The following is a 23,469-nucleotide window of genomic DNA, read 5'->3' as shown; positions in this document are numbered from 1 at the left end:
GACCATTTACGGATCAGAGCAGGCTAGGATGGTGTTGCTACGTATTTGTAATACATATCAGCGTACAAATACGCCAATCGGTTTGAGTTACAGCGTGTTGAATGCTTCCGTCAGGACCGGTACAATTTGTGATTTGCGTGATACTACGCCTTTCAAGATAGCTCTGCTATCAGACAGCGTCACATTGTAGGCTTTCTCCACTGCTTTAGTGGATGTACCATATGCCAGAGCTACGGAATCGTTGTTCAGAATGTCTGTTACGACAAATACAAACAGATCGAGACCTTTGCTGGAAATGATCGCTTCAATAGCTGCTTCAAGCTCAGGTTGCTTCACGAGAACATCATTCACGTCAACGGCATTAACCTGTGCAATTTCCACTTTGGATTGACCCATTACGAATTCTTTGGCATCCAGGGAGATTAGTTCAGCAATTGTTTTTTGGCTCAGATCCGCGCCGGCTTTCAGCATGTCCAGACCATATGTGTCTGCATCTACACCAGCAATGGCAGCCAGTTCACGTGCAGCGGCTACGTCCTGCTCTGTGCAAGTCGGGGATTTGAACAATAGGGAGTCGGAGATAATTGCAGACAGCATCAGGCCAGCAATCGGTGCACTCACTTCGATGCCATTTTCTTTGTACATTTTATTCAAAATGGTTGCGGTACAACCTACAGGCTCTGCACGGAAATACAGAGGTCCGCTTGTCTCAAAGTTAGCGATACGGTGATGGTCGATAACTTCAACAACAGTCACTTCCTCAATATCGCTTACACTTTGCTGACGCTCGTTGTGGTCAACCAGAATAACCTTGTTTACTTCATTTGCAGCTGTTTTAATCAGACGTGGTGCTGCAATTTTGAATTGATCCAGTGCAAACTGGGTTTCACCATTGACTTCGCCGAGACGAACAGCTTCAACGTCCTGACCCAATTTTGTTTTGAGATCCGCATAGGCAATTGCCGAACAGATCGTATCCGTGTCGGGATTTTTGTGACCGAAGATTAACGCTTTTTCCATATTCATAGCCCTCCGTCAATTCTGATTTATATAAGTTTAACCAAAGAATGTTTACACTTGCCACTCCGATGACAGAATAACCTTCCGATCGCTGTTATCCCCAGATTTTTTGATTCCCTTTTTAAAGGGAAAATCCGGTGATAAAGGCGAACGCTCCGCTTCTCCAGCTTTTTTCTGTCCTCTCCGTTCTCGTGTAAAAAGTTTAGTTGAACTTATATAGAAAATAAATGTCATATTTAATCATACCCTTACTGATTATAGCGCTAATAAGGCTTAATTCCAATCCCTTTACAGCGAATTAATTGCAAATCATTCTCAGGCAAGTCATTTTGAAAATAGCCAAACTTGGTCATACCCCTCAAGTCGATATGATATGTATCCTGTTTATTCCATCGTACAACCTTAAAAATTAGCATATGAAACTCTGATAAGCAACGAAAACATTAGATCTCAGGCTCTTCCGCGCTCTGCCCTTGCCGTACAAAAAGGGTCTGTAGACTCCCGTCTTCTCTAATCTCCAGCAGGTTCAATTGTGCTCCGTAGGCACAACCACCATCAATGCCAATTTTGTCTCCGCTCGGGTCAAACCAAATGCCTGTCTCATCATGCAAATGCTTCACGGGGGTGTGTCCAAATACGACCGTCTCTCTAATCGTCGTTGGTCTGGAATAGAATGATTCACGAATCCAGATGAAGTCCCGCTCGGACTGGCTTCTCCAATCCTCGATATCCGGGTTGATCCCGGCATGCACAAAAATATAACCCGGAATTTCGTACACCAGCGGAAGCTGTTCCAGAAAGCGTAGATGGTGTTCATAGTGTGTACGTATCCACTTTTTAGCTTCAGCATAAGCTTCCCAATCTATCTGTTGCTCATCAAAAGTAAGCTCCAGGTCCAGATAACTTGCCATCGTTTGTAATCCGCCATTACGAATCCAGTGTTGATCATATTGCTCAACATCCTGGGTAAGCGCCTTGACCATCATGGCATCGTGATTGCCTTTGATCACCATAATATGGTGCTGTTGTTGAAGCTGCATAATCTGTTCAATGACCTGTTTGCTGCTTGGACCACGATCCACATAATCACCGAGTAAAATTAATTCATCCTGCTGCGGATTATAATCTGCAAGCTTAAGCAGTGCATTAAATTCATCGTAACAGCCATGAATATCACTAATGACACATCTGGCATGTGAATCTCTCCTCTCCCTGATCACGCAAGAGTATAACCGGAACCTTGCAAGAGCAAGATTCCAGTCTGTTTAGAGTAGTTATTCCCGCTTGCTCACCATTAGTCCTGCTTGAGTCCAAAGGCTTCTGCAATCAAGCCGAATGAGCGCAGACGTGCTTCAAACGAATGGACTGCTGATGCAATAATGACTTCATCTGCTTCATGGCGTTCTGCCATTGCGGTAATTTTGTCTTTCACCTGATCCGGTGTACCCACGATGGAAAAAGAACGGCGCTGGTGGATCTGTTCCATCTCCATCGCTGTGAATGGATAGTTGTTCACCGTCTCCAGAGATGGGAATGAACTTTGTTCAAGACCTCGTCCAAGGCGTAAGAAGAAAAGTTCATTGCTGCGTGCAATTTCAGCGGCTTCCTCCTCTGTCTCCGCGCAGAATGCCGAGACAGCAATCATTGAATGTGGTTTGTCATTCAGGATGGACGGCTTGAAATGTCTGCGGTAATGTTTCATCGCTTCTTCGCCGCCTGGTGTTCCGAAGAATTGGGCAAACGCATACGACGTCCCTTGCGCTGCAGCAATTCTTGCACCTTCAGAGCTGGAACCCAGCAACCACACTTCTGGTACCGTGGGAACTGATGGTCCCGCCACAAGGGATGCGAACCGATGATCCTCAGGCAATTCTTCATGAAAGTATCCGCCGAGATCCGCAATCTGTTGGGGGAAAAAGTGTACATTCGAAGATTTCCCCTCATTCAGCGCTCTGCTGGCAATCGGCATGCCGCCTGGTGCTCTGCCAATCCCAAGGTCTATCCGCCCCGGATGCAAAGCTTCCAGCAGACGGAAATTCTCTGCAACCTTATAAGCACTATAATGAGGTAGCATAACGCCACCGGAACCTACGCGAATTCGATCCGTATGGGCAGCCACATGTGCAATCATAACTTCAGGACTGGAGAAAGACAGCGCACCACTACCGTGATGCTCCGACATCCAGAAACGGGAGTACCCCAATTGATCCGCATGTTGTGCGAGTTTGACCGTTTCCTGCAACGTATCCTGTACATTTCGACCTTCGTTGATATGTCCATGTTCAAGTACACTCAGTTTCATATATATTCAATCCTCTCGTCTGTTAGGTTCATAAGTACTTTGAATATGAGATCTGCGAATATTACGCGCTTTTGCTCACTTCATTCTTGCTCATTCCATTGTAACATTAATTATTACAGTTTCAAACTTTAGTTATTCTCTTTATTACCACACTTGTGCAAGAAACATGCAAAAAAACGTCACCAGCTTTTGAACTGGTGACGTTTTTGATCTGACCTGTTGCAGAAATTTTGATTTATGGTGCACGTTTTGGTAACAACTTCACATACTCGTCAGACAGTTTCATCAAGCTGAGCACATGTTCATAATCGGAACGATACGGTTCCAAATCCGTTACCGTCTCGTAAGTCTTCAGCGAATAGGCTGTTCCATCGTCAAAGCCCGCACCCGGGATAAACATAATGTCATCGTTGACAAATGAACCCGTCGGCAAGTAATACCGGATACCGAAGGCATTGTGGTCCATGTTGAGCAGATCATGTCCGAAGGCAGTAAACTTCTCATCTTGAAGGGAGACACCCATCAGGTTCATGATCGTTGGCAACATATCCAACTGACCGCCTGGCTGCTCAATCACTTGTCCTTTGGTCTGTTTCGGCGTATGAATCATTAACGGAATGTTGAATCGACTTACTTTACCGTCATAAGGGACGCCAAGATTCGCCTGGATTTGCTGTGTAATCTCTTCGTCAGCAGGCAGACCAAAGTGGTCCCCGTAGAGCACTAACGTTGTGTTATCCCATAATCCGTTCGCTTTCAACTCATCAATGAGCTGACCGACCGCGTAGTCCGTATAGTTGATCGCTTGCAGATAATCGTGAAGCAGTTTATTCGTGATGGTCGCAGGAATCGTGATCCGTGCACGATCAGCTGGAACCGTAAACGGCGAGTGACTTGAAGCCGTAATGAACTGAGCATAGAACGGCTGATTCGCAGCCTGATGCGCAGTCATTTTTTCCACACCTACACGATATAACTCTTCATCCGATGGTCCAAAGTCATTGAATCTGTCGTTCTCGAAGCTGGGCTTGTCGAAGTAACGAGTGAATCCGAGTGCCGGATACATTTTGTTCCGGTTCCAGAAGGTAACGTCATTCCCATGGAACGTCTCTGACTCATATCCCTTTTCCGCCAGTACCTTGGGTAGACTGGGAAGATCACGATCGCTATACCCGGCTGACATGGGAACAACGCCAGTTGGATAGATAGACGTGTTCGACATGAACTCCGCGTCTGATGTGTTTCCCTGTCCGATCTGTTGGAAGAAATGAGAGAAATAATAGCTTTCTTTGGCCAGATCATTCAGTACCGGTGTTAACTCCTGACCGTCTAATGAAGCATTAATCGGGAAATTCTGAAAGGACTCCAGTTGCAGTACAATCAGGTTACTACCTTTGGCCTGACCAAAATATTTGGCTTTCACGGCTGTACCATCACTTGACTTATTCTGATACGGATACTGGCTAACCAGCTCATTGATCTTGGCAATTGTTTCGTTAATGTTACCATTCGCAATGGCCTCATTCTCTTTGCTCGTTAGAATGGCAGACGATACCTGATAGTTCAGGAAACCGAGATTCTCGGCCCGAACCAGCTCATTATCAATTGTTTCACCTTTGACAATAAAACTGCCAGACAGCACGATGCAGAATGCGGCGGTAAGCGCGACGCCGAGCTTGCCCCAGTAACGTCTCCGGATTCTGCCAAACGTCAACCCGCTATCGTGATAACTGTTGCGGTTACGCCCGGCTGAACGTCTTCGCATAATTAGCCATATTGGCAACGCCAGGATAATGTCTACGAAAAACAAAAAGTGCGTTGGTCGTACAAGAGGCCCTATACTTCCCCGCACTTGAGCAACTTGCCCCAGTTCACTAAGCACAGTATAGGTGGGTACCGAACTGAAATGAACGTTATACAGCGTAGCCGCGAACAGCACCAGAGAAAACAGAACATTGAATCCTCCGTATACTGCTCGCTTCCAGCCTTTGGGCACGATCAGATCCAGCAGGCATACCACAGTTAGTGCGCCTAATGCGTCAGTTAACAGACCGATGCCGGACAGACCCTGGAAAAAGAAATACCGCAGCAGTGACAGCTTCAACAGCATAAGAATGAATAACACGGCGAATAAGGTCCGTGATGGAGTTCGTTCATTTTTGGAATTATACATGGTCGCCTTCAACCCTTACCCTGAAATTTTACGTTCATTTTACAAAACGCATATTTCAGTATAACAGTTTTCTGGTTGCTATTCCATGGAAGTTCCGTGTAAGACAGGGTGAGCGTTACGCAATTGTAGATATATCCGTGTTCTGCGTGTCCGCTCCCTCTCTCTGTCCCTTAATGGCTGCTTGTGCAGCAGCAATTCGTGCATAAGGGATCTGTTCAGGCAAACAGCTTACGTAATCCAGACCAATGCGGTGGCAGAACGTAATCGACACCAGATCTACAATATTTTTTCCACAGATCCCTGTCTTCAGATGAGGTTTTCGAATTCGACCTTGGACTACAGCCATCTCCACCAGTTGTCCAACTCCCTCGATGTCCAGCACATGGAATGGATTATTCGTTACCGTACGAGAGTCCGTATCACGTTGAAGGAATCGCTTCTCGGCTTCTTGGCGACTATATCCAAATGTCATCTCTGTCAGCTCATCCGCGCCAAACGTGAAAAAGTCTGCCTGGCGAGCAATGTGAGTCGCCGTTAGCGCTGCTCTCGGAGCTTCGATCATCGCTCCCACTCTATAGAGACAATGCCGCTTCTCCTCACCAAGTACTTGGTCAGCCACATGATCCACCAGATCTCTCATAACCTGAAGTTCATGCACATGACCGATCTGCGGGATCATAATCTCGGGACGTACCCACCAGCCTTGCCGGATGCCTTTCACCGCTGCGCGGAATATCGCTTCCAGCTGCATATCAACGATTTCCGGGAACACTGTACTCAGCCGACAAGCCTGTTGCCCCAATGTCGGATTATGTTCATGCAATTCACAGACTCTGCGAATTACGCGCTCCAGCTCCTCCAGTTCAATCTGATGGTCTTTTTGCTCCTGCCACTCCTCTGCTTGTAACCACTCACGTCGTTTCTCCAACACTCCCAGATCCGGTAGTAGTTCATGTAACGGCAAATCGAGCAAACGTATCGTTACCGGGCATCCATCCATCGCTTCGAATATCTGTTCAAAATCAGACTGCTGCATCGGCAACAGACGCTCCAAACCACGCCTGCGTTCGGATTCACTGTCTGCCAGGATCATTTTTTGTACAAATGGGAACCGCGCAGGTGATAACAGCATGTTCTCTGTCCTGCACAGACCTAGCCCCTCTGCCCCCAGTAGCCGTGCTTTCAGGGCATCCTGTGGTCGATCAGCATTGGCCAGTACCTTCAGCTCTTTCACTTCATCAGCCCAATCGAGCAGTAGTTGCAGATCTGCTGATAAAGGTGGACCTGAGTTGTTATAAGCTGGACATTCATCATTAGCTAATGGCTGGATCTGTATGGGCAGATGTCCATTGCTCGCTTCGCTGTTAGAATCTGTGTAGTATTGCTCCAACACTTCCGTGATATGCCCAGGCTCTATGCGTAACAGTGCATCCTCTTTGGTGATGAGTCCTTCATGCACAAAATATACAGTACTCCTTAGTGTGGCTGTGGAGGATAATCGTGCGGGCTGGGTCTGCACAACATACAACGCGCCGGATTCAATCACAAAGGTGATTTCCTGCACTTCTCCATTACGCGTCTCCAACTGGTCTCCAATCTCCAGCAAACTTGTGTACAGCTCAGGTTCGTCATCTCTTAACCGCTCTAGACCTTGATCCGTTTGATGGTAGGTCCCGGTTATGACGTATTGTCCAGTAATTCCCCTCTCTCCTGTCAGTGGGTTACGTGTATATATTGTTCCGGTCCCGCTTGATTCTCCGCATGTTCCATGCATCATCGTCTGTATAAGAACAGGAGCGCTTTGCTCCGAAGAGATGTAATATGGTTTACGCACGATCTCGTCCTGAGATCTGGATGCTATAATACGCTGTGAATGATATACCGCACGTACTGCTTCTTTGAATTGAATTTGAACATCTTGAGGAAAAGGGTTACGCCCCTCCCCTTCAATTAAATATTTAAATTTGGTAATGCTTAATTCAAGTTCCGTTTCATCCCGACCCTTGACGTGACTCGATATTTCTGTGAAAGATTCAGACGGAATTGCATATACCAGCTGTCCATATTCCTTTAAGTAATCTAGATAACATTGGAGTGCATACAACCGATCACCGGTTTGACGTGCGAGTCCTTCCACAGTAACATCATTCAGACCAACATTGAGCAGTGTCGCAGTTGCTGAGGCTCGATCCTGGTCCTTACGTACCGCGAGTAGTAGCGGGTTCTCCGAGTGTCCGAAGAACTTCCCGGTTTGCTGTTCCAGATGCCGGATCGCGTTAATAATCTCTTTCTCTCCTTCATTGGAAAGATGTCCAAGACGGGTACAGAACTCGCGACAGCATTCCGTAGTGACTACAAATCCGGCCGGCACAGAATACCCTGCATGGATTAGCTCTGCAAGATCAGCCCCTTTACTGCCCATTAGCCCTTTCATCTCTGCCGTACCTTCTTCCAACAGAATTACCCGTTTTGTCATTACAGTTCTCCCATCCGCCGTTCATGGCTATGCTTGAAGACTTCAAACCCTGCGTTACAGATCAGCCTTCATTCTAATGGTATGTCGCAATCGTTCAGTCAAGGACATTCGCTTTTGCATTTTGTGCTCGTTATCCAGTTTTTTTGTAAACGCTACACTAAAATAAGATCAAACTAGCCTTTTTGGTAATTGTATTGGCTCATTTATCAAAATAAACAACAAAGAAGCCCCTTCAGCTAAGCTGGAGGAACTTCACATTTTTAGTATTCACTTACCTCAAACGTGAGCACCCGATCAAACAGGATATAATCCTTCCGACTCTTAAAAGGCCCTTTGTTGTTGTCGTGTTTATCTATCGCATACGATGCCTTGCCACTTCCAGCTTGCTTGGCTTCATACCAGTTGATGAAATCATTTACTTCTTTCATGCTTAGGTCGAATTCCTTCTCCAAGCCCGTTGTCATGGTAACGACAAAAATGGCACGGTTAGTGGATGGTTCCTCTGGTTGTTCCGGAGTTGCAGGTTCTTCTGGTTCTGGTGTGGTTGGTTGCTCTGGTTCAGGATCAACCTGACCGTTGCTCTCAATAATTGCCGAGGCTTCATTTGAGTCAATACTTTCTCCAACAGGATTAACACCCGTCACTACGTAATAATAGGTGGTACCTGGAGTTACATCTAAATCTGTATAATTGGCCTTAGTTACTCCAGTTGCCAATGTTGTATATGGCCCATTTGCCGTAGTGGATCTTTTAATCGTGTAACTGGTTGCTGTCGTTACTTCATTCCAGGTCAATCCAATGGATGATTCATCTGCAGATGCTGCGAGATCTAATGGATTAGCTGGAGGTGTCATATTATACAGCTGAAACTCGGATACACTGACTGTCCGTGTATTGGAATAATTAAACAAGTTAACTTTTGCTATTCCTTTGTACGTTGTAGGAAGATAAATTAATCTTCCATCAGCCTGATTTGCTTTTACTGTGTACCAATACGTCGGTAAAATTGCCTTTCCAGTGGAATCGAATAATCCAATTGAAACATCAAAATCTGCTTTTACACGGATAGCATTCGCTGTAACTGTTCCATTAAAGATTCCAACTGCATGATCAACCGCTGTAGATGGAGTGTTCCATTTTTCTATAATCGCGCTTGTAGCTTCATTATTATCTGTTAATGCATATGTAGATTTACTTCCCTTGCTTTCAGTATCGCTGAGTGTCATTAACATCTTATCCATGAGCCCTCCGCTATAATCTACCGCAGCATGTACCCCTGAATTAGGTGCGAAACTGATAGCAAAAATTAATGCTCCAATCAATAATCCGACTTTCTTAAACAATGTTGTTTTCACATGAATCCTCCTAAAGTGTTTATGTACAAACTCACTTTAGTGTACATAGGTTCATGTGTCTAAACATAAACTTGCTCATCTATAAAATTCAGCTAAATTCTCGAAATTTTATTTTATTATTGGATATAAATCTTCCTAGCGCTCCTAAATTATAAATTTATGAATTTCCTATTCCCATTCGCCTTTTTTAACGTAAGTTGCATCATAAGCAACAATTACATTCGTTTTATCTGTTACCTTTTGTAAATCATCGAACACAACTTCTTCTTCGCCGTAATCTACTAAACTCGAATCAACTTTCTCGAAGACCCCACAATCCTTCACATAAATTATATCTGGATGGTTAGAATCATATCGTAAGCTTTCAGGAAGATCTTCACCCAAAATTTCATGCGATTCGGCGACCGCAGTCGTTGATATTGCTGTAACAGGGGCCATTCCAATAACAGCTACTACTATAAGTGAGGCCCAGATTTTTTTCTTCATAGGATGTCTATTCTCCAGTTCATTTTTCCTATATTATACAGTAAATCAGATTAGTAGAATATTTTTTAATTTCTTCGAGTTTAATTTAATATTGAAACCAGCTAGTTTGTAGTTTTAACTCCCACCCCACACGCCATAAATCTCAGTACATCCTCAATCTTCTTCCCATAAGAAATCACATCATGGTTCATCCACGACATGTTCTATCTATATTCTCATGCATTTTCCTTGAATCGTTTAGGCTGATTTTCACTGTTATTTAGCGGGTTCATCATACTTTAAAGTCGTATGAATTCACCAGCATTCGCAGAGATTGTTATTTTTTCGTAATTTTTGTAGTTGTGTTACTCTAGCCTTAAAGGCTAGAGTACTTTTTTAGTTCCCGGCTGTAATAATTTCCTCTAATTTAATCCAACTGTAATCTTCTTCGCCGCGTTCAATTTTGACTCTCTTGCTTGGTTTGTCAATTGATGTGATGACTCCCTTTATCTCTTCATCGTCGAACGAATTGAATACAGTCAACGTGATAGATCTACGAAAACACGTTACATGCAATTTTAGTCAGCTATTTAAAAGCTCGACTTATTTTAAATTTCAAGATAATTTTGTAATTCTCTTGATCTTCAGATGAAGAGAATTGTCCTAGCATCCGATGCATAACTTTTTCTATGATTTTTTCACCCAATTTATAACTTTCTACAGATTCATTATTTATTTTTAATTTGTTTTCTACACAAATCACAAAATGATTATCTTCTATATAAGTAAATAAATTAATATCCTGCTCTCGATCTGCATATTTCAGTATGTTTGACAGAAAATTATCAAATACACGTCCAATATTTTCCATATCTACAGTAATCATGACATCCGTAGGGGAACCATTTACAAGCACCTGAAATCCTTCCGCTCTGAGTACAGTTGTAATATCTGACAATACATCATGAATTGATTCCCGAACGGAAAGGGTTACTAAATCTGCCTCCCTCTCTTTATCTAATAAAAAATATGAAAACAAATCGTCTGTACGATTCTTAAGTTGGAGAGCCTTTTGATACGCACTCTCGATTTGATACCTTGTTTCTACACATAAATCTTCTGGTGTATTACGGGCAAACTCTAAATACATGATGAGAGATGTCAGTGGCGTACGCATATCATGAGACATTTCGGTTGCAAGATTTCTACTCTCATTTTGCAAATTGTCTATCCTTTCTAACCTGCCTAAAAATGCTTTACGTAGTTCCTCTATACTTTCCGCAATCATCGCCAATTCATCATACCCTCGTACCGTTATAGAATAGTCTAATGAGCCGCCTTCAAGGATATGAATTTCATTATTAATTGTGCGTAAATATTTGATTCCTCTACGTATTCCAAATAAAACAATGGTTATAAATAACATTGCGGACAGCAATATTTCAAGCATGTAGGCCATATTATAGTAGTGGGAAAAATAAAATCCATAGATTGAAACGTTACCTGTCCCATCCTTAAATTGTACTGTGTAAGAGTTCCGTCGATCATAATCAGTTTCAGGCTGACTTCCATATGCTCCTTCGTCATCAGCATGGTACAAGGAATCATATTGAAGCACCTGGTTCTGAAATACGTATAAAAATAAATTACTCTTCTGACTTTTAATCCAGTCTGAAAACGCAATACGATCTGTCGTTGACAGATCGTTTGCTGAAACATATTCTGAAAATTTTTGGACGTAAACTTGAGATTCGGACTTTAAACGCTCATCAGAAGTAAAATAATGATCCATAACCCGATTGCTTATGGACTGCAAAAGTAAAAAACAAAGAACACTTATGGTGAGAGCAATAATTATTAAAATTGTCAACTTTTTAGATATAGTAAGTTTATGAGTGGCCAAAACGGTAACCTCTTCCCCATTCTGTTAAGATATACGCTGGTTTTGCTGGATCTTCTTCGATTTTCAATCGTAATTTTCGGATGTGTACTACTACCGTATTATTTGAACTGTAGAAATAAGGTTCCTTCCAAATACTCTCATAAATATTTTGGGCAGAGAAAATTTTATTTCTTCTGGTCATCAACAGTTTTAGTAGACCGTACTCCAGATCGGAAAGCTCAATCTTCTGACTGCCTTTCCATACATCGTTAAATTGTTCACTTACTTTTAAACGTCCTCCGATAAGAAATGTTTCGCCATAATCCTTTTTATCTTGATAAATCGTATACCTACGCAACAAAGCAATAACTCTTGCCAGAAGCTCCTGTTCAGAAAAAGGTTTAGTTAAGTAATCATCTCCACCAGCAAGCAAACCTTCCGTTTTGTCCAAAGTTCCGGATTTAGCAGTTAGAAAAAGAATAGGAACATTGTATCGTTCTCTGATTCGTATACAAGCCTCCAGTCCGTTTATTCCAGGCATCATAATATCCAGAATCACCAAATCCAATGACTCATTTACTAATTCAATTCCCTGTTCTCCATCTTTAGCCGTTGTTACTTCATAACCTTCACGGACAAGAGACATACGTAATAGATCACGAATCTCCTGATCATCTTCAACTACTAAAATCCGGCTTGTCATAGTTCACCTCATACTTGATTTAACTTTTAACTATCCGTGCGAAGCAATGGCTGTGTACTGCAACGGAAAGCTCCGCCGAAAGAACGAGAAATTTCGTAATCAACATATTCTACTTTGATTCCTCTTTTCTCTAGCTCTTTTCCAATTGTATTTTTGAATGCAATGTCCGTAACATATACTTTGCTACTGATTGGCAATCCATTTACCGCCAAATCTTGAGCATCCTTGTAACTCACTTCGATTTTGTCCCAATTTTTAAGTTCTTCTGGGAGCCCATTGGCTAACGAATCCATGCTAACAATCATTAATCCATCTCTTACAAAACTGATAGCACAATCCAGGTGCAATGTGCCAGGCTCTAGCTTCACCTCAACCACCTTATACCCTGATGGTGTCAAATAGTTTCTGAGCCAATCAATACCGGCTTTGTTTGAAGCTAGACCAGAATTACCGACGAATACAGTCTTTCCATACACGAGGATATCTCCACCTTCAAGGTAAGGACCGGCAGCAGAGTTGATTCCTTTAGAAACGTCTGGTTGTGGGACAGCTACATGCGGAACGTTATTTTGGGCTGCTTCCTTATCCAGAATACTTCTAACAGGTAAAACCTCAAGTCTCCGGTAAGCCGATTTAAATGAACCTTCAATTAGATGATTTCCGATTGTGAAGAATGGATCTCTCACAAAGAAATTAGTTACTCCTTCTCCACCTGTAATGCCATCTTTCACAGCCCCTAGTTGTTTTTCTTTTTCATTTAAAAGGCGTGGACGTTGAACCTCAACACCGTATTTTTCAAGAACCTTTTTAAGGTCTTCACGCTCTTTCTCCCACTTTTTCTGTGCCTCTGCCGGATCCGTATTCATTATAGACATGCCTCCTTCAGGCATAGGCATGTCTCCTTCTGGAAAATCATCAAAATTGAAGTGCATAAAAGCTTCAGATTGTGTCAATACAACTCTTTTTAGCGTAGCGAATTCACTCTCTACATATACATTGTTTTTCTCACTTTTTGTAGTCACAGTTCCATTCACTTCCGTAACTCTATTAACTTTAGACACACCAGTCGCCCCTGCCACTGGTAATATGCTAGTTACCAGTACAAGTGATAATGCTGTTGATCCAACCCACTTCAATCTCTTTTTTTTCATATTAATGCCCTCCTAATAATTTGTTTTAATGCTTACAGTTTGAATTATAGAGAGCAATTCTTAACAGTTTATGAAGGCATACTATTTTAATTTAAGCAGATGAGATTCGGATATATTGTTTCTAATGGAACTTATAACTTTCTTACTAATATTAACAAACAAAAAAGATACTGTGGGTGTTATGCCAATAGCGTCCTCTTTTACCGATGCTTTCGGATTCTAATCTTTAGTGCATCTTTAGTGCCACAATTATCCCTCTCCTTCAATCTTCTTCAGTCGTGGCATGAACATAGATGAACTTGCACAGCTCTTATTTTATAAGCCCGAGCGCATTACATAATTTATAGATAAGAAGCGAATCATGCCTCTTAAAATCGCAATATCTATCGCCGACACAATTGGATGTAATGTGAACGCTCTGTATGAATTAATTTCAATTGAGCTAAGTTGAAGCTTAAATATATATGTCTGTTTCAACAATCAAAAAGGATATAGACTCTTTTCTTAACTAAGAAAAGTTCTATATCCTTTAATATTTGTTCCGTGTATATTTAAAATTACATGTTCGTGGAACCATCATCGTAACTAAACTGCCAAGTAATCCCGAATTTATCTGTTAAGCCACCGTATAATTTGGACCAAAAGGTTTCTTGAAGCTCCATGACTACAGTGCAGCCTACTTTAAGTTTATCGAATGCAGCTTTAATTCCATCCATGTCAGCATTAACTAAGGAAAGGCTTATATTATTTCCAGCAATAAATGGCGAACCTTGATAAACATCAGAGAACATTACATTGCTTCCATCAATATTAAGTCTTAAGAGCATAACTAAATTTTTGGCTTCTTCAGGAAGCGGATAGTCAGGATAAGGAGCATAGCCAGAAACTCTATCAGGAGTTCCCCTTTGCTCGACTGCCTCCCGGTTGGCCCATCAGCTGTTTTGCTTTTGCTGAGAATTGGAAAAGACGAGATGAGGAACACACCAGTCATATGCCGCTATTGCAGCCTCCACGGTACTGGCTGCCACACCCTTCTCATAAAGAGAATGGTTTCCTTTCGGGTATACCCTTTAATAAACCGAATATCGATTGCTTCCTTCTCTTCTGGATCAAGAATTTAACTATGAGCCCTACGGATAAGAGCGGTTAAATGGTTTAGGTATAACCAGACTAGATTTAACTAAGTCACAAGAGAGCGATATAAGAACTTTCCAATATACTTTCAATGATGACTTAAGTATGGTTGATGTATTAAACTCCAATGAGGAAATACAGGAAGTTATGCTTATAGGAACTGGTGGTTTCAGTGAACATACTGACGGAACGCTAATGACAGCCATCGCTACTACAAATTAACACATCTCTCAGATATTGCATCATTTAACCCATATACCGCAGTATATCGTCGATTTTCTTCCCATGAGAGATCACACCGTAGTTCATCCAGCTCATAAAATCCACCTCATACACATTGCCACTCTTCACCGCAGGCAGACATTTCCATTCATCCCTTTCGAGCAGTTCGCGCTCATCTCCAGGTTTGGCCGAGTTTCCAGTGTCAAATGTAATCAACAAGTGATCCGCATGAAGCTGACTTAACTGATCCAATCCAATGAAAATCCTCCGCTCGTGTCTTGTCCATTGCTGCACACGGGAGTGTGGAGTCAGTCCAAGATCCTGATAAATTACAGGTCCGACGTAGCCCTGCTGATCCCCATAGAGAGTAATATCCGAAGCGGATATGCGTAAAAAAGCTACAGTCTGGCCACGCATATAACGTGATAACCGACTCTTACCTTCCATTGCCTTGTCCTCATACGCACCAATTACATCTTGAACCCGATTCACCTTCCCCAACACATCAGCTGTCGATCTCAGAATGGAGCGCCAATCTTCTCCCAGATGTTCTACGTAAAATGTAGGTGCTACCTGCTCAAAGCGGTCCAGATTCCATCGATCAAATCCCTTGTCCAGCATGATAAAGTCAGGTATGTTGCCCACATTAAATTGAGCATCCTGCTGGCTTACATCAAATTCGGGTACATCATCCAACCCCAAATATTGCTGTCTCCCCCAAGAATGATGGGAGCATTGCAGTACAGGTTTTACGCCAAGAGCCAACACAAAGTCCTCCAGATACGGAGCAAAGACACGAACCTCTTGACGGTGATGACGGCGGTATAACCCAGGTGAAATACCAGCATATTGCTTGAACCGACGACCAAAATAATACTCGCTGCTAAATCCCACATTCTGTGCAATTTCATGGATGCGATCATCCGTGAGCTGCAATAGTTGCTTCGAGCGCTCCAGCCGAACCGCATTTACATATTCAAGCGGGAGCTTACCCGTAATTTTTTTGAATTGCCGAGTGTAGCTGGCTCTTGTTAGACCAATATCTGCTGCGAGCTCATCCACAGTTATCGTCTGATCATAGTGGTCGCCAATATAACGAATTGAACTTTGAAGACGGGCACGGTCATCGGGTACTTCTGTTTCGGGGGCACTCTGGCGAAGCAAGGCACGGAACCACTCCTGGAAACGAAGCTGTACCTCCCATTGATCCAGCCAATCGCCAGTGACCTGTTGACGCAGTATTTGTTCCAAGGCTTCCAGACAGGTACTCCACGGGATGTAACTGAGTTGCATAAGAGGTAATAATGTTGGAGAAACTGGACTTTGTGAAAGTTCCTGCCGCTCCTCCGTGTTTCTTCTAGACAAAGCGTTCGAAGTCTCTTCGCTTAACTCACCCACCATCAGATCAAGCTTATAATACTGCAATTCACTTTCTGTCCAAGGCGAACCTTCTATTTTAACGGATGTTCCAGCCGGAACAAACATAATCATTCCTTTTTCCAAATGAGATTCCCGATCTGAGCAAACTATTGACCCCTTCCCAGACGTTACAACAAATATGGCGTGTGAAGACGACATTCTGTATAACAAACGTTTATCAATATGAGACTTATGGTGATCTACGTATTCCATATGCTGAAGTGAGCATAGCCAGGGCTTGGGGATAAGTTGTATTATGGTGTGGCACATGTTCATCGTCCTTAACTGAGAATTATTATCATTTAAAATAGTGTATACGAAAAAAGAAAGCTCTTCAACCCTGGCTGAAGAACTTTCTTTATGAGATTATACTTATGGAGTCATTTTTTCCAAGAGATCATCAATTTTCATGGAATTCGCTGTAATCGCACCTGATTGCCAATGTGATCTTTCCATTATATATACCTGATTGTTCTTAACGGCCGGAAGAGATTTCCACAATTTGCTGTCAAGTACCTTCAAGGCTTCCTTGTTCTCAGGAGAAGACCATTCACCATTGGAAGGGAAAACAATAAGATGATCTGCATCAAGTTGCGGCACGGCCTCCTCAGACAGAATTTCCTGGTATTCTTCCATCTTGCTAACCAGAGGATGAGGTGTTAGACCAAGCTCGGAATAAATAAATCCGGTAAATCGATTCTTCACACCGAACAAAGCCAGTGTGTCATCGTTAACATTCAGCCGGACAACTGCGACCGTCTCGTCTCCAACCGCTTCCTGCAGCTTCGCCTTAGCATCTGCAATCTTAGCCTCAAATGCCGCAGCAACTTCTTCACCCTTGTCCGGTTTACCTACAACATCGGCAATGGTTTTCAAAATTTGGTTCGAATCCTGCAGTACGCTCTCAGGCAGACGATACGTCGGTGCCACCTTGGAGTACATCTCATATTTCTCCATATCTACCCCACCATCTACAATGATGAGATCCGGATCATATTCCAACAAAGCTTCAATGCTCCCTGTGGTATCAAATTGAGGAACATCCAGTCCTAAATAATCCTGTACACCCCACATCGGATTATACCACTGCACTACAGGGTTAATATCGAGCGCCTTCAGATAATCTTCCACATATATTCCAGCAATCCGCTGTGGCTGAACCGGAATTGTCACATCTCCAAATTCATCCTGTACAACCCGTGTAGTAGGCTCTGTTTCGGTTTCAGTAGTATTTTCTCCAGAGGCTGCACTTTCAGTTGCAGGAGTCTGTTCCGCATCCGTAGCGGTATTTGTACTACATCCTGAAATAACCAGACCCATGAGCAGTAATGTAATCATCCACCCTTTGAAACCTTTAACTAAACCTACCATGTTACCCTTCACCCCTATGTGATCTGTTGATGTAACCGTGAGAATATTTCACATATAATGATTATCATTCTCATCGATTGCTTAGGTGAATTGTACCTTATGCCTCAGTCGACCCACAATGTACATTTGATGCTGTTTTTTTATACAAACGAAACAACCCTGTGGTCCTCCCCCGCTTATCGCAGGGGCAACCTGCCTTGACGATAACTTTCCAACAGCTTCTCCACAAAGGAATCGTTCGCCGTACTCTGTAACAATGCAGCACCAATTAAACCCATATCATCACTTACATACCCCGCTAACTCAGGTTCGCCGGTGAGAGCCAAGGTCTGTTTGAACGCCTGTTCCCTGCATGCGCGAAGCACCTCTTCTTCAGCCACCGCGGTATCTTGAGCCCATCGTTCAAAAGCTTGCATCCACTCGTCAGCAAATGCAGAGGCATCCCTTTTATCCAGGTAAATTTCCACATCCAATCCTTCGAATGTCTGCTGGGTCAGAATCCGCCCCTCGTTAAGATCCCCCAGTAGCTTCTCCACGTCTGCTTTGCTCATTGATCTCCCCTCCAGTTCATCATCATGTCAGATACATCTCAGGTATAACAAACCGCTTCATCATTCGATTAGAATCAGCTGTAAAATGATCCAATTGAAGTTCCTCGTATTCGCTAAGGATACTTTCAAAGATACGAGCAATCACACCACAATCTGCCAAAGCATTGTGCCTGTGTATTCCATCCGTATTCAGATCGTAATACCGAATCAAAAAATCCGTAGAGACGACCTCATTAATCTCAGGATGAATGTAGGTGAACATCGCTTTTGTATCGAGTACCGGGTTAGTCAACATCGGAAGCCCATACTCATCACAATGCCGCTTCAAGATGGGTAGGTCATACTCATATCCTGCTTGTGTTACAAGCACATTATCCCCAATAAATTTCAGAAATTCCTGAAATGTTTCTACGAACGATGGAGCCTCTATCATATCCTCATTCGAAATGCCTGTTAATTTTGCCACAGCTTCTGGTATAGGTTTGTTTGCACGTGCAAGTGAAGAAAATGTTGTGTTACACCGTTGACCTCTTTGGTAGTGCATCCCACCAAATTGAGTCACACTCTCCACCACGGGATTAATGCCCGTCCCTTCGAGATCAAATATGCAGTACATTCTATCCTGTAATGAAGATACGATTAGATTTTCAATAAAGTATGTATCAGGCAACAGCGTAATTTTCATCCGTCCAAGTCACTCCTCCCCACTATCATTCTGGCTAATGCATTCCTCATATATAACTCTGTCACTCCCACAATCGGGTGACCTGGACCAACTTGCGCGTTCCATCAAACTGCAACTTATAGATATCCGGCATCGTAGTCTTCTCCCAGAAATCATACCCGTAGGAAGAATCATAATGTTGTAAAATAAGCGTCATGACATCTCCATGGGTTCCAATGACTACCTTGTGACCCACATGTGTATCCAAAATTTTCTCGATCACCGCTACTGCCCTTGAGCGAGCCTGTTCACCAGACTCCCCACCTGGATACGCATACGTAGGATTACGGTACAACCGCTGCTTGGCTTCACGAAAATTATCATGCTTCACATCTGAACTCGACAACTGGCGTTCACGCAAATCTTCCTCTGTCACCACAATTCCATCTGACCAATCTGCCAGAATCTGAATCGTATCTACCGCTCGCCTGTAAGGGCTAGAATAGAACAGTTGAATCTGCTCCCCATGGAGCAGACTGGCAACCGTTCCCGCATCTTGATAACCTTGCTCTGTCAGTCCACGCTCGTGTTCCTGTCCTTCAACATATCGAGACTCCGCATGTCTGACAAAATACAAAAACGTCCTGGCCTCTCTCATCATCCATTCGCCAACCCTTTTTTCTTCTCAATTACAATTAGGCAGGTACTGTCTGGCAAAGGCGCAGGCTCACCATTTTCCTCCATGAAGATCATTCGTTCTCCAAGTGCTTCCGTGTACCCCTCTTGAAGGAAATGTCGGAGAGTAATAATTTCGGCTTGTTCACCCAGCGCTTCTCGAATACAGTTCTCATAGGCTGTCGGCGTGAATATACCGAACTGTTCCTGAATCTCATGCACGTATGCCTCTTCACCCCACGTATAGGTATAGAGAAATTCCATCGCATCGTTGATCGGCAATACGACCTCATTGTCTGAGATCCGCTCATATTGAATTGCACGTCCCTGAAAATCCTCTGCATACCGCTCTAGCCAGCGCATCCCATCCGCTTCCAGGAAACGAATCCGGCGCTTCTGTGCCTCCGGTTCACTCATGATCCCATCCCGAATCAGAATTCTTCCTCCAGGTGACAGCACACGGAATGAACTTCTCAGCGCTGCTACAACCGTATCGGAATTAAATCTTCGACCGTCCAGTTCAATATATGAATATAATTCATGCAGAATGGATGAAAAAATAACCGTATCCACTGTGCCCGGCTGCACATATTGCTCCAGTTGCAGGGCATCGCCCTTCATCACTTGCCAGCGATGTCCCTCACGCTGTTTTTTGCGCTCCAGCGCTTCAATGACATTGGCTGAGATATCGATACCAATCGGCTCCACTTCCGGTTTTTCCTGCTCAATCAGATCCAGCAGAATTCCTCCACCTGGACCGATATCCAGTACCCGTTTACCAACGATATAGTCGAGCAGTACTTTTTTATAATCACCGGAGCTGTTCATATCGGACAAATACGTTTCTTCGTTGTGGAAGCGGTCATAGGCATCCCGGCGCAATCCGAACAGGTCAAATAACAGCAGTACAGCCTTCTCGTATAACGGTGACTTTTCTGCTTCAATACAGAATGCAATCAGCTTCTCCGCCGCTGGAGAAAATTCAAAGGTCACAAACAGTGTATCTGGCAGATCCTCATGACGTTCAATGCGATGGGTCAGATGGGGATAGACGATCTGCTCTCCAGCCGTAATCTGTTCCCATGCATACAGTTCCAAATATTTCTCAATCATTCGTTTCTTGTAAATATTGAGCTTCTTGACGCCTTTGTAATCGTAATACATCGTATTCATCAATGGTTCGAAGCTGATATGGCGAACGATTTCAGATCGACTCTCCATGCATGCGGGATGCATGCTATCGCTGCGAAGCGTCAACAGGAACACTTTCACCATCTCTTGCAACGAAAAATCCTGCATGGCCGACTCCACATACCACAGAGTACGATGAGCCAGCGGAGCCAACGCCTGTTCTACATCCAGTTCGGTTTGGAGTTTGGCGTACGCCGTATCCATAGCCTCTCCCTGCCGAATGGATGAACTTCTTAAGCGGGATAACCGTTCCTTCACGTTCCAGTCCTCATGATCCGGTCCAGCGATAATCCAGCCTACAATTCGCTGTACCTCAGCCTGAACCTGATTCCATAACGCTGGATCAACTCCTGCGATAATGCACTCATTTAGTGCCATCAGTATGGTGTGCAACTCATCTGTAGTAAGCCATCCTTTGACGATCAAGGCGTGGAGCGAAGCATTCTCGGCAAATGGAATCTCGCCGCGTATGTATTGACCAATAAGTCCATGCGTAGCAATTAGAGTACGAATAACCTCATGTCTTGGTGTGTGTGAATTCAGCGCATCATGCTCGTTTATATCCGCATTTTTACTTAAGGCATCGCCCGGAGATCCAAGTTGATTTAAACTCGTCTCCCTGCTCTTACCGATGTCATTATCCAGGTGGTCTGCCTCTGCGTATAGATCATATAACTGAGCGGACCCCAAATTATGTACAAACAAGTTAACGCCCTGCTTTTGCCATACCCGCCGCTGCTCCAATGATCCGGCCTTCGCCGTCTCTGACCAGATTAATACGTCCTCCATAATTTCTCGCACCCAAAAAGAAACCTGAAGCTCCTCCAGCACGTGAAGTGTACGCTCTGTGTAGTCCAGCACCGGATTTGTTCCCTCAAGTTCGGCAATGGAATGAATGCGTTCGAGGTTAATATGGGGCTTCTCTGCTGCTGCCAGCAGTTGCAGCCATAATGGCTGGGCTTCCGGCGTGTTTCCTGACTTGTATGATTGTATGGCCTTTAATGAATGCAGCATGAATATGTCCCCTCTCTTTCTCTACCCTTATATATAAAATCATTAGATTCGTCTATAGATATTGAACTAATCATTAACACTATAACGAAGAGGTCAGAAAAAACCTGAAAAAGCGAAGCTAAAAGCTTTCTGCAAGAAAGCTGCTTCGGAAGCATATGCTTCGCCTTTATCCCCGGATTTCCCCCTTCGGAAAAGGGAATCAAAAAAATCTGGGGATAACAGCGATTGAAAGGTTATTCTGTCATCGTAGTGTCAGTGTAAATAATATGTAATTCAACTTTTATAACAGACGAATTCGTTCCTGAACAAACTTGAGCAGCTGTTCCACCTCTTGAGCAGGCAGATCCTCGTCAAGACGCGCGGCGGCAACTGGCAGCATCCAGGACTCTATTGCTACACGTGTAATCCCGGAAAGTTGCATATAATGATGGATGTAATATTTGACCAGCGATTCACGAGCCGTTTCAAACCCCATTCGTATAGCAGGATCTGTATCTTCCGGCAATGTGGCACTCATTAATATTACCCAGCTTCGAGCCACATCACCCGCAGGATCACCGGACATTCCAGTCATCCAATCAATGACCCAGTATTGATCGCCAGCCTCACTGAGCATAACATTATCAGGGTGAAAATCGCCATGACAGATCTGCTGTCTATCAGGCAATGTTGTTAAGTAAGAAAGGACTCGCGCTTGATCGTCCTCCGACAATAATCGAACATTGCGAATCGCTCCCGATAAAATCTGCTTCTGTAAGGGGAGTGTCCCTTCATCATCTCGCTCACAATGAAGTCTGTAATGGCAGTCAGCCATTTTAAACACCAGCTGATCTAGGAACTCCGGTTGCTGAATGATAAGTGATAACAGGGTAATCCCCTGGATTCGCTCAAAAACAATGCCAGCACGCGACGTAGTATGTTCTATCAAGGATACTGCCTGCGGGACGGGTAGTCCTTTTTTGTATGCCAGCTCACTTATTCTAAATTCATTTTGAACCGCTTCGTGAGGAAAATCCATTCGATATAACTTCATAATGTGCTCGTTCGAATAGGCATAGATTTCCGCAGTTCTTCCCTGACCAATTCGCTCCATATCTACCCTCCCTTTACTCGAACTCACTGCCTCTGACTTTGGAGAAAACCATACAATCAACCAGCGTACCTGTGCTGTCACGCCGCATCTTGCGCAGTATACCTTCCAGCGTATAACCCGCTCGTTCGGCTACTTTGGCACTTCGCACATTGCGGGCATCACAGCGGATCTCCAGCCGGTTCGCCTCCAGATGAGTAATGGCAAAATTCTCTATCCCTTTCACCGCTTCTGTCATCAAACCCTCACCAGCTCGCGATGTTCGAATCCAGTAACCGATCTCAAAACAGCGTGCATTCCAGTCGATGCGATGTAACCCACTGCTGCCTACGAAATCATCCGTGTGTCTGTCACGTAAATGCAACATCATGTCGGTACGTTCCAGATATTGCAGTCTTGCTTTGCGAACAGTCACTTCAGACTCTTCCAATGAAGGGATTTTCTCGGCAAAAGGTAACCACAACCGCAGCTGCTCCGCACTCTCACGGACCGCTTCATTAACAGCCGCACCGTCCCCCCACTTAGGTGCTCGAATCGTAAGGCGTTCCGTATGGAAGCTCTCGGGTATCGTTAACATGATCGGATTAAATGAAGACGATTCTGTCATCGTT

At 43.7% G+C, this 23,469-nt stretch carries 19 protein-coding genes and 1 pseudogene; all 20 read right to left on the bottom strand.

Going from position 1 to position 23,469, the window contains the following annotated elements; all coding sequences use genetic code 11:
* Positions 1-87: 87 nt before the first annotated feature.
* On the bottom strand, positions 88-1,020 hold the full coding sequence (locus MKZ13_RS12820; RefSeq protein WP_076217128.1) for a manganese-dependent inorganic pyrophosphatase: 933 nt from the start codon (positions 1,018-1,020) through the stop codon (positions 88-90).
* A gap of 443 nt (positions 1,021-1,463) precedes the next feature.
* On the bottom strand, positions 1,464-2,240 hold the full coding sequence (locus tag MKZ13_RS12815; protein WP_313771518.1) for a metallophosphoesterase family protein: 777 nt from the start codon (positions 2,238-2,240) through the stop codon (positions 1,464-1,466).
* A 74-nt stretch (positions 2,241-2,314) separates the two neighbouring features.
* Positions 2,315-3,322: an LLM class flavin-dependent oxidoreductase gene (locus MKZ13_RS12810; protein WP_221824944.1), complete on the bottom strand. Its 1,008-nt coding sequence runs from the start codon at positions 3,320-3,322 to the stop codon at positions 2,315-2,317.
* Between the two features lie 235 nt (positions 3,323-3,557).
* A complete protein-coding gene (locus tag MKZ13_RS12805) occupies positions 3,558-5,495 on the bottom strand; it encodes an LTA synthase family protein (RefSeq protein ID WP_221824945.1) in 1,938 nt (645 codons plus the stop codon).
* Between the two features lie 115 nt (positions 5,496-5,610).
* Entirely contained in the window at positions 5,611-7,971 is a 2,361-nt protein-coding gene (locus tag MKZ13_RS12800) for a putative PEP-binding protein (protein ID WP_221824946.1), read from the bottom strand.
* Between the two features lie 260 nt (positions 7,972-8,231).
* Complete coding sequence (locus MKZ13_RS12795; RefSeq protein ID WP_221824948.1) at positions 8,232-9,326, bottom strand: fibronectin type III domain-containing protein; 1,095 nt, start codon at positions 9,324-9,326, stop codon at positions 8,232-8,234.
* Positions 9,327-9,494: 168 nt separating this feature from the next.
* A complete protein-coding gene (locus MKZ13_RS12790; protein WP_221824950.1) occupies positions 9,495-9,812 on the bottom strand; it encodes a hypothetical protein in 318 nt (105 codons plus the stop codon).
* 375 nt (positions 9,813-10,187) lie between these two features.
* A complete protein-coding gene (locus tag MKZ13_RS12785; RefSeq protein ID WP_221824952.1) occupies positions 10,188-10,367 on the bottom strand; it encodes a YolD-like family protein in 180 nt (59 codons plus the stop codon).
* Between the two features lie 10 nt (positions 10,368-10,377).
* Positions 10,378-11,694 carry a HAMP domain-containing sensor histidine kinase gene (locus MKZ13_RS12780; RefSeq protein WP_221824954.1) on the bottom strand — a complete coding sequence of 439 codons (1,317 nt, stop codon included), beginning with the start codon at positions 11,692-11,694 and terminating at the stop codon, positions 10,378-10,380.
* A complete protein-coding gene (locus tag MKZ13_RS12775) occupies positions 11,681-12,376 on the bottom strand; it encodes a response regulator transcription factor (protein ID WP_221824957.1) in 696 nt (231 codons plus the stop codon). Before MKZ13_RS12775 ends, MKZ13_RS12780 begins: the two co-directional genes overlap by 14 nt.
* 26 nt (positions 12,377-12,402) lie before the next feature.
* The gene (locus MKZ13_RS12770) at positions 12,403-13,527 is read right to left on the bottom strand and encodes an arginine deiminase family protein (RefSeq protein ID WP_221824958.1); all 1,125 of its coding nucleotides are present in this window, start codon (positions 13,525-13,527) and stop codon (positions 12,403-12,405) included.
* Between the two features lie 557 nt (positions 13,528-14,084).
* Positions 14,085-14,414, bottom strand: a pseudogene (locus tag MKZ13_RS12765) (glyoxalase/bleomycin resistance/extradiol dioxygenase family protein); the annotation flags it as partial.
* 493 nt (positions 14,415-14,907) lie between these two features.
* The gene (locus MKZ13_RS12760; protein WP_221824962.1) at positions 14,908-16,386 is read right to left on the bottom strand and encodes an AraC family transcriptional regulator; all 1,479 of its coding nucleotides are present in this window, start codon (positions 16,384-16,386) and stop codon (positions 14,908-14,910) included.
* A gap of 288 nt (positions 16,387-16,674) precedes the next feature.
* Positions 16,675-17,673 carry an ABC transporter substrate-binding protein gene (locus MKZ13_RS12755; protein WP_221824964.1) on the bottom strand — a complete coding sequence of 333 codons (999 nt, stop codon included), beginning with the start codon at positions 17,671-17,673 and terminating at the stop codon, positions 16,675-16,677.
* Positions 17,674-17,849: 176 nt separating this feature from the next.
* Complete coding sequence (locus tag MKZ13_RS12750; RefSeq protein WP_221824966.1) at positions 17,850-18,224, bottom strand: hypothetical protein; 375 nt, start codon at positions 18,222-18,224, stop codon at positions 17,850-17,852.
* 22 nt (positions 18,225-18,246) lie between these two features.
* A complete protein-coding gene (locus MKZ13_RS12745) occupies positions 18,247-18,909 on the bottom strand; it encodes a 3'-5' exonuclease (protein WP_221824968.1) in 663 nt (220 codons plus the stop codon).
* A gap of 61 nt (positions 18,910-18,970) precedes the next feature.
* The gene (locus tag MKZ13_RS12740; protein WP_339184413.1) at positions 18,971-19,549 is read right to left on the bottom strand and encodes a histidine phosphatase family protein; all 579 of its coding nucleotides are present in this window, start codon (positions 19,547-19,549) and stop codon (positions 18,971-18,973) included.
* Entirely contained in the window at positions 19,546-21,768 is a 2,223-nt protein-coding gene (locus MKZ13_RS12735) for a class I SAM-dependent methyltransferase (protein ID WP_339184411.1), read from the bottom strand. Before MKZ13_RS12735 ends, MKZ13_RS12740 begins: the two co-directional genes overlap by 4 nt.
* Before the next feature lie 280 nt (positions 21,769-22,048).
* Entirely contained in the window at positions 22,049-22,861 is an 813-nt protein-coding gene (locus tag MKZ13_RS12730; protein ID WP_339184409.1) for an aminoglycoside phosphotransferase family protein, read from the bottom strand.
* 13 nt (positions 22,862-22,874) lie between these two features.
* Positions 22,875-23,465, bottom strand: a complete 591-nt coding sequence (locus tag MKZ13_RS12725; RefSeq protein ID WP_339184407.1) for a GNAT family N-acetyltransferase — start codon at positions 23,463-23,465, stop codon at positions 22,875-22,877.
* Positions 23,466-23,469 lie beyond the last annotated feature (4 nt).

This window comes from Paenibacillus sp. FSL R5-0701 (assembly GCF_037973995.1).
In the GTDB taxonomy this organism is placed as follows: Bacteria; Bacillota; Bacilli; order Paenibacillales; family Paenibacillaceae; genus Paenibacillus.
This window is presented reverse-complemented; position numbering and strand designations above follow the sequence as displayed.

What these genes read in the sequence shown, in the direction of transcription:
- MKZ13_RS12740 (WP_339184413.1), bottom strand. Translation starts at nt 19,549, where the DNA reads ATGATGAGAGAGGCCAGGACGTTTTTGTATTTTGTCAGACATGCGGAG.
- MKZ13_RS12730 (WP_339184409.1), bottom strand. Translation starts at nt 22,861, where the DNA reads ATGGAGCGAATTGGTCAGGGAAGAACTGCGGAAATCTATGCCTATTCG.
- MKZ13_RS12745 (WP_221824968.1), bottom strand. Translation starts at nt 18,909, where the DNA reads ATGAAAATTACGCTGTTGCCTGATACATACTTTATTGAAAATCTAATC.
- MKZ13_RS12735 (WP_339184411.1), bottom strand. Translation starts at nt 21,768, where the DNA reads ATGCTGCATTCATTAAAGGCCATACAATCATACAAGTCAGGAAACACG.
- MKZ13_RS12755 (WP_221824964.1), bottom strand. Translation starts at nt 17,673, where the DNA reads ATGGTAGGTTTAGTTAAAGGTTTCAAAGGGTGGATGATTACATTACTG.
- MKZ13_RS12805 (WP_221824945.1), bottom strand. Translation starts at nt 5,495, where the DNA reads ATGTATAATTCCAAAAATGAACGAACTCCATCACGGACCTTATTCGCC.
- MKZ13_RS12770 (WP_221824958.1), bottom strand. Translation starts at nt 13,527, where the DNA reads ATGAAAAAAAAGAGATTGAAGTGGGTTGGATCAACAGCATTATCACTT.
- MKZ13_RS12750 (WP_221824966.1), bottom strand. Translation starts at nt 18,224, where the DNA reads ATGAGCAAAGCAGACGTGGAGAAGCTACTGGGGGATCTTAACGAGGGG.
- MKZ13_RS12725 (WP_339184407.1), bottom strand. Translation starts at nt 23,465, where the DNA reads ATGACAGAATCGTCTTCATTTAATCCGATCATGTTAACGATACCCGAG.
- MKZ13_RS12810 (WP_221824944.1), bottom strand. Translation starts at nt 3,322, where the DNA reads ATGAAACTGAGTGTACTTGAACATGGACATATCAACGAAGGTCGAAAT.
- MKZ13_RS12775 (WP_221824957.1), bottom strand. Translation starts at nt 12,376, where the DNA reads ATGACAAGCCGGATTTTAGTAGTTGAAGATGATCAGGAGATTCGTGAT.
- MKZ13_RS12820 (WP_076217128.1), bottom strand. Translation starts at nt 1,020, where the DNA reads ATGGAAAAAGCGTTAATCTTCGGTCACAAAAATCCCGACACGGATACG.
- MKZ13_RS12800 (WP_221824946.1), bottom strand. Translation starts at nt 7,971, where the DNA reads ATGACAAAACGGGTAATTCTGTTGGAAGAAGGTACGGCAGAGATGAAA.
- MKZ13_RS12790 (WP_221824950.1), bottom strand. Translation starts at nt 9,812, where the DNA reads ATGAAGAAAAAAATCTGGGCCTCACTTATAGTAGTAGCTGTTATTGGA.